Origin of the sequence: Micromonospora sp. FIMYZ51 (assembly GCF_038246755.1) — a bacterium.
Lineage (GTDB): Bacteria > Actinomycetota > Actinomycetes > Mycobacteriales > Micromonosporaceae > Micromonospora.
The window spans coordinates 5,208,621-5,221,147 of record NZ_CP134706.1 but is presented as its reverse complement, the minus strand read 5'-3'; the positions used below and the strand labels follow the sequence as shown (position 1 = coordinate 5,221,147).

Here is a 12,527-nt window from a genome sequence, read left to right as displayed (position 1 = left end):
CCGATCGGCAGCCGGGGCACGGACCAGGTCCCTCAGCCGCTGCGCCGCCGCAGCGTGGCCGCGGCGAGGACCAGCGCCAGCACCGCCGCGCCAGCGACGATCGCGAGGTCGCGCCACATCGTCTGGGTCGGGTCGACGTGCGCGCCGACCTCCTGTAGCGCCTCCACGGCGTACGTCAGCGGCAACACGTCGCTGACCGCCTGCAACCAGCCGGCCATCTGGTCGCGGGGCACGAAGAGCCCGCAGAGCAGCAGCTGCGGCAGCACCACGACCGGCATGAACTGTACGGCCTGGAACTCGGTGCGGGCGAAGGCGCTACACAGCAGCCCGAGCGCGACGGCGAGCACCGCGTTCAGCGCCGCGATCACGATCACCAGGCCGCTGCTGCCCGCGGTCTGAAGGCCGAACACCAAGTACGCCACGGCCGCGGCGACGGTGGCCTGTAGGGCACCGGCCAGCCCGAAGGCGATACCGTAGCCGAACAGCAGGTCGGTCTTTGCCAGCGGGGTGGTGAGCAGCCGTTCCAGCGTGCCGCTGGTCCGTTCGCGGAGCATGGCGATGCTTGTCACCAGGAACATGATGATGAACGGGAAGAAGCCGAGCATCACCAGCGCCACCTGGTCGAAGGTGGACGGCTGGCCGGGCGGGGTGGGCTGGTCGGCGTACATGTAGTAGACCAGGGTGAGCAGCACGGTGGGCACGACCAGCAGCAGGGCCACCGTACGCCGGTCGTGACGCAGCTGGCGCAGGATGCGACCGACGGTGACGGCGAGGATCCGGGGGTTCATGCCGCCTCCCCGGGTGCCGTCTCGCTCGCCTTGATCAGCCGGAGGAACGCCTCGTCGAGGTCGTCGACGCCGGCGGTGGCGCGTACCGCGGCCGGGGTGTCGTCGGCGATCAGCCGACCCGCGCGGATGAGCAGCAGCCGGTCGCAGCGGGCCGCCTCGTCCATCACGTGGCTGGACACCAGCAGGGTGGTGCCGGCCGCGGCCAGCGCGTGGAACCGGGCCCACAGGTCGGCCCGCAGCACCGGGTCCTGGCCGACGGTGGGCTCGTCGAGCACGATCAGTTCCGGCTCGCCGACCAGGGCGCAGGCAAGTGACGCGCGGCTGCGCTGCCCGCCGGAGAGGGTGCCGACCAGTTGCCCGGCCGCCGACGCCAGCCCGACGTCGGCCACCGCCTGGTCCGCCTCGACCCGGCCCCGGCCGTGCAGTGCGGCGAAGTAGCGGGCGTTCTCCCGCACGGTCAGGTCGGCGTAGACGCTCGGCGCCTGGGTCAGATAACCCACCCGGTGACGCAGCTGCGCCGAGCCGGCCGGCGCGCCCAGCACGGTGACCGTGCCGGCGCTGATCACCTGGACCCCGACGATCGCCCGCATCAGCGTCGTCTTGCCGCTTCCGCTGGGCCCCAGCAGGCCGGTCACCGAGCCGCGTGGCACCGCGGCGTCGATGCCGTGCAGCACCCGCCGGCCGCCCCGGTCCACGACCAGGTTGCGGACGGCGATCGCGTTCTCCATCGGCATCCCTCCAAGATTTCATCTACCGTTGAAATCAACGGTAGATGAAATCTCGCCGGAAAAGGAAGACCCCCGACCGATCGGCGCGGGGTTGACGGCGGCTGGGACGCTTGATGGATGGACATCCGTACGCGGGAGCGGACCTTCAGTGTCAGCGAGGTGGCCGACCGGGTCGGTCTGACCACGTACACCCTGCGCTGGTACGAGCAGGAGGGGCTGGTCGCCCCGGTCGGTCGCGACTCGGCCGGCCGGCGCCGCTACACCCAGCAGGACATGGACTGGCTGCACCTGCTCACCCGACTGCGCCGCACCGGGATGCCGGTACGCGACATGCGCCGCTACGTCGAACTGGCCCGGCAGGGCGACGAGACCCTGGGCGCCCGACGAAAGTTGTTCGAGGAGCACCGGGACCGGGTGCTGCGGCAGATGGCCGAGTTGACGGAGGACCTCAAGATCCTCGATTTCAAGATCGACGCCTATCGCCGAATGGAAAACGGTCACTGAGGGTGAGCCACGTATACCACGGGCGGCGGCCCTTCAGGCCGGACACCGGGTCCGTCACCGGTCATTGCACGCTGATCGGACGTACGGCACGATGGCGCGGTGGATCACGCTCGGTCACCGGACAGCGGGTTTATCGATGACTGGGCCGCGCGGCTGCGGGCGACCACCGAGCGGCCCGTGGTGGGCATCCTGTTGCGTGGTAGCCACGCCCGCCGGGCCGCTACCGCACACAGCGACGTCGACGTCGACGTGCTGGTCGGCGGCGCACCGTACGCGGCCCGCCGGGCGTACCTCGCGGAGCACTGCGGCCGGCTGACCCACGTCTCGGTGGCCGCCCGGGACGTCCGCTCCTGGGTGACCCGGCTGAGCGAGCCGGCCGACTGGGCGTTCGGCCTGCCCGTGACGGCTCCCGCCCGGCTGCTCTGGGCGGATCCGTACTGGCGTGACCGGATCGACCTGCCGGTGCTCTGCCAGCCGGCCGACGAGCCACGGCTGGAGGAGTTGATCGCCACCCTCGGCAAGGTCGCCTCGGCCCGCGACGCCGACGACTCGCTCGGCATCCGGTTGGCCGCCGCCGACCTGGCCCGGCTCTGTCCGTCGGTGCTGCGACCGGCGAACCCCACCGTGCGGGTGGTGTCCCGCCGGTCGGCGTTCGCCGCCGCGCTCGACCTGCCGGTCGCGCCGGCCGGTTACCCGGAGGACATGCTGCGCTGCCTCGGGCTGCACCCCGGCTCGAACGGCGAACTGTGGGCGGCTGCCGTCCGGCTGGTGGCCGGCACCCTGCCGCTGATCCGCCCGTACGCCGCCGAGGTGGCCGAGGCCGCCGGTCCGGACCTCGCCGCCGCGCTGCTCGACGGCCGTCTTGAGCGGTACGTCACCCAGTTGGGTCGGTCCGCCGACGCGCGGCCGTCCGCCAGCCGGGAGCCCGCTGGGGTGCCCGCCCCGCGTGCGGGACAATGGCTCACTGTGCCCGTACCTGACGCGCCGGTGACCGGCGCCCACCTGGAAACCCCGGGGCCGACCGGTGGCGGCGACCGGCCGTCCCGGCTTGATCCGGCGATCGCCGCCCGGCTGCGGCGCACCCCCGATGGCCTGGTGGCCGCGGTGGTCCGCCAGCACGACAGCGGCGAGGTGCTGATGGTCGCCTGGATGGACGACGAGGCCCTGCACCGCACCCTGACCACCGGTCGGGCCACCTACTGGTCGCGTAGCCGGCGCGAGTACTGGGTCAAGGGCGCCACCTCCGGTCACCACCAGTACGTCCGCTCGGTGGCGCTCGACTGTGACGGCGACGCCGTGCTGGTGAGCGTGGACCAGGTGGGTGCCGCCTGCCACACCGGACACCGCAGCTGCTTCTTCACCGAACTCCCGGTCACCGGTGAGGTGACGTCGTGAGCGATGGTGCGGTGAGCCCGGATCCGGCCACCTTCGCCGAGTTGGCCGACCGCTGGCGGGTGGTGCCGGTGACCCGGCGGCTGCTTGCCGACGCGGAGACTCCGGTCGGGGTCTACCGCAAGCTGGCCGGTGGCCCCGGGACCTTCCTGTTGGAGTCGGCCGAGCAGGGCGTGGGCTCGGCGGGCCTGTCCTGGTCCCGCTACTCCTTCGTCGGCGTACGCAGCAGCGCCACCCTGGTCGAGCGGGACGGCGTCGCCGCCTGGCTCGGTACGCCACCGGCCGGCCTGCCGACCACAGGTGACCCGGTCGAGGCGCTGCGCGCGACGGTGGCGGCGCTGGCCGGCCCGCCCGGCGACCCGGACGGCGGGATGCCCCCGCTGACCGGTGGCATGGTCGGCTACCTCGGCTACGACCTGATCCGCCGCTTCGAGCGGCTGCCCACGCTCACCGAGGACGACCTGCGCCTGCCCGAGCTGGGCATGATGCTCGCCACCGATCTGGTGGTGCTGGACCACTTCGACGGCTCGGCGATCCTGGTCGCCAACGCCGTGCTGCCGCCGCACGACGAGCCGGGCCGGGCGGCGATGGTCACCGCCGCCTACCACCACGCGGTGGGCCGGCTGGACGCGATGACCACTGCGTTGTCGCGGCCCATCCCGCCGATGGTCGCCACGGTCCGCCGGCCGCCCGCCGGTGAGGTGCGCAGCCGTACGCCCGACGGCGGCTATCCGAAGGCGGTCGAGGCGGCCAAGGAGGCGATCCGGGCCGGCGAGTGCTTCCAGATCGTGCTCGCCCAGCGCTTCGAGCGCGACACCGAGGCCGACCCGCTTGACGTGTACCGGGTGTTGCGCACCACAAACCCCAGCCCGTACATGTACCTGCTGCGCTTCGACGACTTCGACATCGTCGGTTCGTCGCCGGAGGCGCACCTCAAGGTGACCGGCGAGGCCGACGGCGAGCGGCGGGCCCTGCTGCACCCGATCGCCGGCACCCGTCCGCGCGGCGCGACACCCGAGGCCGACGCCCGGCTCGCCGCCGAACTGCTCGCCGACCCCAAGGAACGCGCCGAGCACGTGATGCTTGTCGACCTGGGCCGCAACGACCTGGGCCGGGTCTGCCGACCGGGCACCGTCGAGGTGCCGGAGTTCGCCACCATCGAGCGCTACAGCCACGTCATGCACATCGTCTCGACCGTGGTCGGCACGCTCCGTGCGGACCGTACCGCCTTCGACGCGCTCGCCGCCACGTTCCCGGCGGGCACCCTCTCCGGTGCGCCGAAGGTACGCGCCATGGAGATCATCGAAGAGTTGGAGCCGGTCCGTCGCGGTCTCTACGGCGGCACCGTCGGCTACTTCGGCTTCGGCGGCGACCTGGACATGGCCATCGCCATCCGCACCGCGCTGATCCGCTCCGGGCGGGCGTACGTGCAGGCCGGCGCCGGTGTGGTGGCCGACTCCGACCCGGCCGCGGAGGACCAGGAGACCCGGAACAAGGCCGCCGCGGTGCTGGCGGCCATCGCCGCCGCCGAGACCCTGCGGCCGGCCCGATGAGCGGGACGGCCGACCAGACGACCCCGCCCGGTCCGCCGGTGGCGGGCGGCCGGCGGCGGGCCGGCGCGAGTTGGCGTACGCCGTGCTGCTCTGCCTGGCCGGCGCGGGCCTGGCGGCCTGGACGGCGACGCAAGCCTGGGAATCGGGCGAGATCGTCCGCCGGGACCCGATGCTCGGGGTGACCGAGGGACGCACCGGGACGCAGGTGCTGCCCTGGCTGTCGGCGCTGGCGCTGGTCGGGCTGGCCGGCGGGGGCGCGGTGCTGGCCACCCGGGGCGGGCTGCGTCGGGTGCTTGGCGGTCTGCTGGCGCTGCTCGGCCTGACGCTGGCGGCGGGCGGAGGCTACGGGCTCTTCGCCGACCTCGACGGCCGGACCGTCTGGCAGTGGCCGGCGCTCTGCCTGCTCGGCGGGTTGCTGGCGGCGGCCGGTGGGCTGCTGACCGCGCTGCGCGGCCACCGGTGGCCGGCGATGGGCGCCCGGTACGAGCGGCGCTCCGCCCGAGCGACGACAGCGGGTGGCCCGGTCGGCGAGCGCAGCACCGTGGACGCGTGGGACGCGCTGGACCGGGGCGAGGATCCGACGGTCAGCTGACCGACTGGCGGTTGCGGGCCCGGGCGGCGGCGAGTTCGGCGACCAACTGGTCGAGGGCGGCCCGCTGGTCGGCGCGGGCCCGGTCGGCGCAGATGGCCTCCCACGCGTTGCCGCTCGCGGTCCGCATCCGGTCCGGCCCGACCATGGCGCGCTCCAGCGTGTGCACGACGCCGACCGCGAGCGATGCGACGGTACGCGAGATCGTGGTGAGTCCGATGGTCTGGTGCGGCGCGGAGGAGCTCATGGGTCACCCCGGAGAAGATCGGCGGGTGGTGGGGCAGGCGCGTCGTTGAGTCTGCCCGAGGAAGATGCTGCTCGACTCGCGTTTCGTAGTGATGACTGCCTCGTCAACTCTCCGGCAGCCCACCTGAGCAGGGAAAGGGCCGTTCGTCCTTGAGCAAGCTCACAGCATCGATGCCGGTCGTACTGGCCGTCGGCGGTACGCCCGGACGACCTCGACATAAGTGGCTGTCGATGGGGCGGTGACGTAGAGTCACAGCGTGTTTGCGCAAGTTGGCCATTATGCCGCAGTCCATTTCGTGAGGAGCGCCATACCCCCGCCGCTCGGGGCCAGGTAGAGCCCCCTAGCATCGGCCCATGACACCCGGAGAGGGGAGTCCGTTGGTGACTGCTGAGCATGCGCACGCGGAGGGGGACGAGGCCGGTACGGCGGCGTCCACGAGCGTGTTGGACGAGATCCTGGCCGGCGTCCGGGCGGACGTGGCCCGACGGCAGGAGCAGGTTCCGCTGGAGCGGATCCGCGAACTGGCCGCCGCCGCCCCGCCGCCGCTGGACGCGTACGCGGCCCTGCGGCGGCCGGGCGTTGCCGTCATCGCCGAGGTGAAGCGCTCCTCGCCGTCCAAGGGCAAGTTGGCCGAGATCGCCGACCCGGCCGAGTTGGCCGGTGAGTACGCCGCCGGCGGGGCCCGCGCGATCAGTGTGCTCACCGAGGGCCGCTGGTTCGGCGGATCGCTCGACGACCTGGCGACCGTCAAAGCGGCGGTGAACGTCCCGGTGCTGCGTAAGGACTTCGTGGTCTCCAGCTACCAGGTGCACGAGGCCCGGGCGCACGGTGCCGACCTGGTGCTGCTGATCGTCGCCGCGCTGGAGCAGAACGTGCTGGTCGGCCTGCTGGAGCGGATCGAGTCGCTGGGCATGACCGCGCTTGTCGAGGTGCACGACGAGGAGGAGGCCGACCGGGCGCTGGAGGCCGGTGCGCAGGTGATCGGGGTCAACGCCCGCGATCTGCGTACCCTGGAGGTCGACCGGTCGGTCTTCGAACGGATCGCGCCCGGCCTGCCGAGCAGCGTTGTCAAGATCGCCGAGTCCGGCGTACGCGGCCCGCACGACCTCATCCGGTACGCCTCGGCCGGCGCCGACGCGGTACTTGTCGGCGAGGGCCTGATCACCCAGAAGAGTCCCCGCGAGGCGGTGGCCGAACTGGTAAACGCGGGCAATCACCCCGCGACGCCCCGCCCGGTGCGCTGACCGCGCCGGTACCCGTCGTACCGAGAGGAGTCGGCATGAGCGCCGACGCGCTGGCCGCCCCGGCGGCGCAGTTTCCCGACGCGGCCGGTCACTTCGGCCGCTTCGGTGGCCGTTTCGTGCCGGAGGCGCTGGTCGCCGCCCTGAACGAGCTGGACGCCGCGCACCGGGCGGCAATGGCCGACGAGGAGTTCCAGGCCGAGTTCGCCGCCCTGCTGCGCGACTACGCCGGCACCCCGTCGCTGCTGTACGAGGCCCGTCGCTTCTCCGCGCAGGCCGGTGCCCGGGTGCTGCTCAAGCGGGAGGACCTCAACCACACCGGCGCGCACAAGGTGCGCAACGTGCTCGGTCAGGCGCTGCTCACCCGGCGGATGGGTAAGCGGCGGGTGATCGCCGAGACCGGCGCCGGTCAGCACGGCGTCGCCACCGCCACCGCCGCCGCCCTGTTCGACCTGGACTGCGTGGTCTACATGGGCGAGGTGGACACCGAGCGGCAGGCGTTGAACGTGGCCCGGATGCGGATGCTCGGTGCCACGGTGGTCCCGGTCACCACCGGCTCGCGCACGCTCAAGGACGCGATGAACGAGGCGATGCGGGACTGGGTGGCCAACGTCGACGACACCCACTACCTGATCGGCACGGCCGCCGGCCCGCACCCGTTCCCGCAGCTGGTGCGCGACTTCGTCCGGGGCATCGGCGACGAGGCGCGTGCGCAGTGCCTGGACCTGACCGGCGCGCTGCCGGACGCGGTCACCGCCTGCGTCGGCGGCGGCTCCAACGCGCTCGGCATCTTCCACGCCTTCACCGACGACCCGCAGGTGCGGCTCTACGGCTTCGAGGCCGGCGGCGAGGGCATGTCCACCGGCCGGCACGCGGCCAGCATCACCGGCGGCTCGGCCGGCGTGCTGCACGGCACTCGGACGTACGTGCTCCAGGACGACGACGGCCAGACCCGGGAGTCGCACTCGATCTCCGCCGGGCTGGACTACCCGGGGGTGGGGCCGGAGCACGCCTGGCTGCACGACACCGGCCGGGCCAGCTACCGGCCGGTGACCGACGCCGAGGCGATGGCGGCGTTCGAGCTGCTGTGCCGCACCGAGGGGATCATCCCCGCGATCGAGAGCGCGCACGCCCTCGCCGGCACCCTTGCCGTGGCCGGAGAACTCGCCGCCGAGCTGGGCCGGCAGCCCACCATCGTGGTCAACCTCTCCGGTCGGGGTGACAAGGACGTACACACCGCCGGCGAGTACTTCGGCATCCTCGACAAGGAGTGAGGGCCATGAACCAGCGGGTCGCACGGCGCGGCGAGGTACCGGCATGAGCCGGATCGGGGTCGCCTTCGACAAGGCCAGGGCGGATGGGCGCGCGGTGTTGATCGGCTGCATGCCGGCCGGCTTCCCCACCGTCGAGCAGAGCATCGCGGCGATGAAGACGATGGTCTCCGCCGGGGTCGACGTGATCGAGGTGGAGATCCCCTACTCCGATCCGGTGATGGACGGCCCGGTGATCCAGCGGGCCAGCGACATCGCCCTGGCCGGCGGCGTACGCACCCGGGACGCGCTGCGGATCATCGAGGAGGTCGCGGCCACCGGCGCACAGGTGGTCACGATGACCTACTGGAACCCGATCGAGCGCTACGGCGTGCAGGCGTTCGCCCGGGACCTGGCCGCCGCCGGGGGGACCGGGCTGATCACTCCGGATCTGATTCCGGAGGAGGCCGACGAGTGGCTGGCCGCCTCGGATGCGTACGGGTTGGACCGGACCTTCCTGGTCGCGCCCTCCTCCACGGATGACCGGCTGGCGATGACCGTGCGGCACTGCCGTGGCTTCGTCTACGCCACCGCCCTGATGGGGGTGACCGGCGCACGTACCCAGACCTCGCAGGCCGCGCCCGTGCTGGTGTCCCGGGTCCGGGAGGTCACCGACCTGCCGGTCGGCGTCGGCCTGGGCGTCGGCACGGGTGCGCAGGCCGCCGCCGTCGCCGGGTACGCCGACGGGGTGATCGTCGGCAGCGCCCTGATCCGTTGCCTGCTCGACGCCCCCGACCCCGCCGCCGCCCGCACCGCCCTCGCCACCCTGTCCACCGAACTAGCCCAGGGCGTCCGCACCCCCACCCCTAACCCCACACCCCTTTCTCGCCGATCATGCACTTTTGGTCGACGAAACGTCTGTTATGTCCTGGTTTGGGGCGACGAAAAGTGCAAGATCGCGGGGGCTGGGTGGGGCGGGTGGGGTGTGGGGTGGGGTGTGGGTGGGGGCGGGGTGGTGGGTGGGGTGGTGGGCGGGGTGACGGTGGAGGGGGTGACAGCGGTACCGTGTGCATCCGTGAGTCTCGCCTCGCCGACGTACCTGGCCGCCATCCCCAGCCCGAGTACCGCCGTGTGGCACCTCGGGCCGATCCCCCTGCGGGCGTACGCCCTGTGCATCATCGCCGGCATCGTACTGGCCTGCTGGATCACCGAACGACGACTGCGTCAGCGTGGCGTCGCCCCCGGTGCGGTGCTGGACATCGCCCTCTGGGCGGTGCCGGCCGGCATCATCGGTGCCCGGATCTACCACGTGATCTCCTCTCCGGCGGCGTACTTCGGCACCGGCGGTGACCCGATCAAGGTGTTCTTCATCCACGAGGGTGGGCTGGGCATCTGGGGCGCGGTCGCCGGTGGCGCGGTCGGTGCCTGGTTCGCCGCCCGGCAGCTCGGCATCCCGTTCGCGGTGGTCGCCGACGCGCTGGCGCCGGGCCTGCCACTGGCCCAGGCGGTCGGGCGGCTCGGCAACTGGTTCAACAACGAGCTCTACGGCGGCCGGACCGACCTGCCCTGGGGGCTGGAGATCCACCGGATGGACGGCGGGCAGGCGCTGCGCGACGAGGCGGGCCGGCCGATCCTGGAGGAGGGGCTCTACCACCCGACCTTCGCCTACGAGGCGCTGTGGAACGTCGGCGTCGCCGCGCTTGTCTTCTTCCTCGACCGCAAGCTGCGCCTCGGCCGGGGCCGGGCGTTCGCGCTCTACGTGATGGGCTACACCGCCGGCCGGTTCTGGATCGAGATGATGCGCACCGACGAGGCGAACACCGTCCTCGGCGTACGCCTCAACGTCTGGACCGCGGCGCTTGTCTTCCTCGGCGCGTTGATCTACTTCCTGCGGGTCCGTGGGCCGCGCGAGTACCTGATCCCGATCGGCCTGCCGGCGGCCCCCGCGCCGCAGACCAGCTCCGACGTCTCCCAGCTGGATCTGTCGGCGCAGCGGGCCAGCAGCGAGTCGGCCGTGCCGGAGGGCTACCGGGTGGTCAGCGAGGAGCAGTTCCGGCACTGGCAGGCCACCGGCGAGGCGCCGCCCGAGGTGGTCGCCGGTGACTCCGCTGGCGACTCCGGGACCACCACCGGCGCCGGGAACTCCGCGACCGCGGACTCCGGCTCGTCGGGCCCGGCCGCCGCGAGCGGTGGCGCCGAGCCGGCCGGTGGGTCCGCCGACGGCGAGGCGGTGGAGTCCGCGCCCGGCCGACCCGCCGATCGCGACAGCTAACGAGGGGGCGGTATGCGTACCGCGGTGGTGGTCGGCGGCGGCCCCGGCGGCCTGGCGGTCTCCGGCGCGCTGGCCCGATCCGGCTGGCAGGTCACCCTCCTGGAGCGGGCCGACCGGATCCGCCCCGAGCCGACGGCCGTGGTGCTCTGGCCCAACGGGGTCCGCGCCCTGCGTGCCCTGGACCTCGCCGCCGGCCTGGACGCGATCGCCACGCCGTTGCCCGACGGCGGAATCCGACGCCCGGACGGGCACTGGCTGGTGCAGCCGAGACAGACCCCGGTCGAGCGGCTGCCGGTGGTGGTGCACCGGGAGGACCTGCACGACGCGCTGATCGCGGGCCTGGGGGAACGGGTCGAGCTGCGCACCGGGGTGACCGTGCGGACGGTACGCGCGACGCCGGGCGAGCGTCCGGCGGTCGGCGACGGCCGGCATACCTTCGAGGCGGACCTCATCGTCGCGGCGGACGGCGCCGAGAGCGTGATCCGCCGTCAGCTAGCCCCCGAGGCGAGCCTGGTCAGCTCCGGCTGCGCCGCCTGGCGGGCGGTGATCCCCTGGTATCGGGCCTCGGGCCTGCCCGAGGCCGTCGGCGGCGAGATCCTCGGCGCCGGCTACCGGTTCGTGGCCGCCTCGCTGGGCGACCGGGGCTCCTCCGGCGGGTCCAGCCGGGGCGGCATCCACTGGATGGCGACCGCGGCCGGTGCGCCCCGACCGGAGCCGCCCGAGACGCAACTTGCGCTGTTGCGCCGCTGGTACGCCGGCTGGCCCGCACCCGTGGCCGAGTTGCTTGCCGCCACCGATCCGGCCGACCTGGTGCAGCAGGAGATCCGGGAACTGCGTCCGCTGCCCCGGGCGTACGGCTTTCCGGTCGGACCGGGTGGGGTGGTGCTGCTCGGCGACGCCGCGCACGCCATGCCGCCGCACCTCGGGCAGGGCACCTGCCTCGCCTTCGAGGACGCCGCGACGCTCGCCGCGCTGCTGCGCGAGTCGACGCTGCCCGACGCGGTGCTGGCGTACGACCGGGTGCGTCGGCCCCGCGCGGCGGTCGTGGTCCGGCAGACCCGCCGGATGTCGGCGGTGCTACAGACCCGGGGCCGGCTGGCGTTGCGCGCCCGCGACGCCGCGCTCGGCACCATCACTCCCCGCCTGCTCGGCAGCGCCACCACCATCGCCACCCAGTGGCGCCCGCCGGCCAACTGACCGGAGCGGGTCAGTTGGCGGTGCAGGCGGTCGCCACCCGCCGGAAGCCGACCCGTAGGTAGACCCGGGCGATCTCCTCGTCACCGGCGGCGAGGAAGACCAGGTCGACGCCGGCGGCCAGCAGGGCCCGGGCCAGGGCGGCCGTGACGGCGGTGGCCAGGCCGCGACGGCGGGCGGCCGGCAGGGTGGCCACCCCGGCGATCTCGGCGGCGTCGTCGAGGCGCATCGCCATGGCGCCCGCCAGCACCCCCTCCTCGGCCGTTCTGACCAGCGCGGACAGCCGTCGTCCGGCGACGATACCGGCCCGCTCCTCGGCCAGCGCCGCCACGTCCAGTTCGGCGAGCGCGGCGTCCCGCTCGGTGGGGCCGGCCGGCCCCGGCCGGTGCCGGGCACCGAGAAGCCGACCGCGGCGACCGCGCGGCGGGCCGCCACCGCCGCCGACAGATCGGGGTCGGTCGGGCTCAGCACCCGGGTCGGTACGCCGGCACAGGTGGCCGGATCGGGCAGCCCGGCCGGGTCGAGCACCATGAGCGGTGCCTGGTGCACCGACAGGCCCGCCGAGCGGGCCACGGCGAGCAGACCGGGTGTGCTCTCATGCACCCATTCGAGGGCCTCGGGCAGGCCGAGGGCCCGCTGGCGGGCCCGTACCGCCGACAGGTCGGCGAGGGTGGGCGGTCGGGACGCGCCCCGCCGGGGACGGGCGTAGAACGGCCATCCGGGGCCGTTCCGGATGAAGAGCACCAAACCGCCGTGATCTTCCGCACGG

Annotated in this window: 12 protein-coding genes and 2 pseudogenes; 10 read left to right on the top strand and 4 right to left on the bottom strand. The window is 73.5% G+C overall.

Annotated elements, in window-relative coordinates; translation table 11 throughout:
- Positions 1–32: 32 nt before the first annotated feature.
- Positions 33–788 carry an ABC transporter permease gene (locus tag QQG74_RS23260; RefSeq protein ID WP_341716866.1) on the bottom strand — a complete coding sequence of 252 codons (756 nt, stop codon included), beginning with the start codon at positions 786–788 and terminating at the stop codon, positions 33–35.
- A complete protein-coding gene (locus QQG74_RS23255; protein ID WP_341716865.1) occupies positions 785–1,516 on the bottom strand; it encodes an ABC transporter ATP-binding protein in 732 nt (243 codons plus the stop codon). Before QQG74_RS23255 ends, QQG74_RS23260 begins: the two co-directional genes overlap by 4 nt.
- 117 nt (positions 1,517–1,633) lie before the next feature.
- Here QQG74_RS23255 and QQG74_RS23250 point away from each other — a divergent pair, with 117 nt between their 5' ends.
- The 5 genes and pseudogenes from QQG74_RS23250 (at position 1,634) to QQG74_RS23230 (ending at position 5,557) form a co-directional block, all read left to right on the top strand.
- A complete protein-coding gene (locus QQG74_RS23250; RefSeq protein ID WP_341716864.1) occupies positions 1,634–2,020 on the top strand; it encodes a MerR family transcriptional regulator in 387 nt (128 codons plus the stop codon).
- 99 nt (positions 2,021–2,119) lie between these two features.
- Positions 2,120–2,806 (top strand): annotated as a pseudogene (locus QQG74_RS23245) (phosphoribosyl-AMP cyclohydrolase); the annotation flags it as partial.
- Positions 2,807–2,986: 180 nt separating this feature from the next.
- Entirely contained in the window at positions 2,987–3,415 is a 429-nt protein-coding gene (gene hisI / locus QQG74_RS23240; RefSeq protein WP_341721331.1) for a phosphoribosyl-AMP cyclohydrolase, read from the top strand.
- The gene (locus QQG74_RS23235) at positions 3,412–4,965 is read left to right on the top strand and encodes an anthranilate synthase component I (protein WP_341716863.1); all 1,554 of its coding nucleotides are present in this window, start codon (positions 3,412–3,414) and stop codon (positions 4,963–4,965) included. Before hisI ends, QQG74_RS23235 begins: the two co-directional genes overlap by 4 nt.
- A 70-nt stretch (positions 4,966–5,035) precedes the next feature.
- On the top strand, positions 5,036–5,557 hold the full coding sequence (locus QQG74_RS23230) for a Trp biosynthesis-associated membrane protein (protein WP_341716862.1): 522 nt from the start codon (positions 5,036–5,038) through the stop codon (positions 5,555–5,557).
- Here QQG74_RS23230 and QQG74_RS23225 read toward each other — a convergent pair.
- On the bottom strand, positions 5,550–5,801 hold the full coding sequence (locus tag QQG74_RS23225) for a hypothetical protein (protein WP_341716861.1): 252 nt from the start codon (positions 5,799–5,801) through the stop codon (positions 5,550–5,552). The genes QQG74_RS23230 and QQG74_RS23225 overlap by 8 nt on opposite strands.
- Positions 5,802–6,241: 440 nt before the next feature.
- Between QQG74_RS23225 and trpC the strand changes: the two genes are divergently transcribed.
- The 5 genes and pseudogenes from trpC to QQG74_RS23200 all read left to right on the top strand — a co-directional run bounded on the left by trpC (position 6,242) and on the right by QQG74_RS23200 (position 11,761).
- Complete coding sequence (gene trpC / locus QQG74_RS23220; protein ID WP_341721330.1) at positions 6,242–7,045, top strand: indole-3-glycerol phosphate synthase TrpC; 804 nt, start codon at positions 6,242–6,244, stop codon at positions 7,043–7,045.
- Positions 7,046–7,080: 35 nt separating this feature from the next.
- Entirely contained in the window at positions 7,081–8,316 is a 1,236-nt protein-coding gene (gene trpB, locus QQG74_RS23215) for a tryptophan synthase subunit beta (RefSeq protein ID WP_341716860.1), read from the top strand.
- A gap of 43 nt (positions 8,317–8,359) precedes the next feature.
- Positions 8,360–9,154 (top strand): annotated as a pseudogene (trpA, locus tag QQG74_RS23210) (tryptophan synthase subunit alpha); the annotation flags it as partial.
- Between the two features lie 213 nt (positions 9,155–9,367).
- The gene (gene lgt / locus QQG74_RS23205) at positions 9,368–10,564 is read left to right on the top strand and encodes a prolipoprotein diacylglyceryl transferase (protein WP_341721329.1); all 1,197 of its coding nucleotides are present in this window, start codon (positions 9,368–9,370) and stop codon (positions 10,562–10,564) included.
- A gap of 12 nt (positions 10,565–10,576) precedes the next feature.
- Entirely contained in the window at positions 10,577–11,761 is a 1,185-nt protein-coding gene (locus QQG74_RS23200; protein ID WP_341716859.1) for an NAD(P)/FAD-dependent oxidoreductase, read from the top strand.
- A 10-nt stretch (positions 11,762–11,771) separates the two neighbouring features.
- Here QQG74_RS23200 and QQG74_RS23195 read toward each other — a convergent pair whose 3' ends face one another.
- Positions 11,772–12,089, bottom strand: a complete 318-nt coding sequence (locus QQG74_RS23195) for a GNAT family N-acetyltransferase (RefSeq protein ID WP_341716858.1) — start codon at positions 12,087–12,089, stop codon at positions 11,772–11,774.
- Positions 12,090–12,527: the final 438 nt, after the last annotated feature.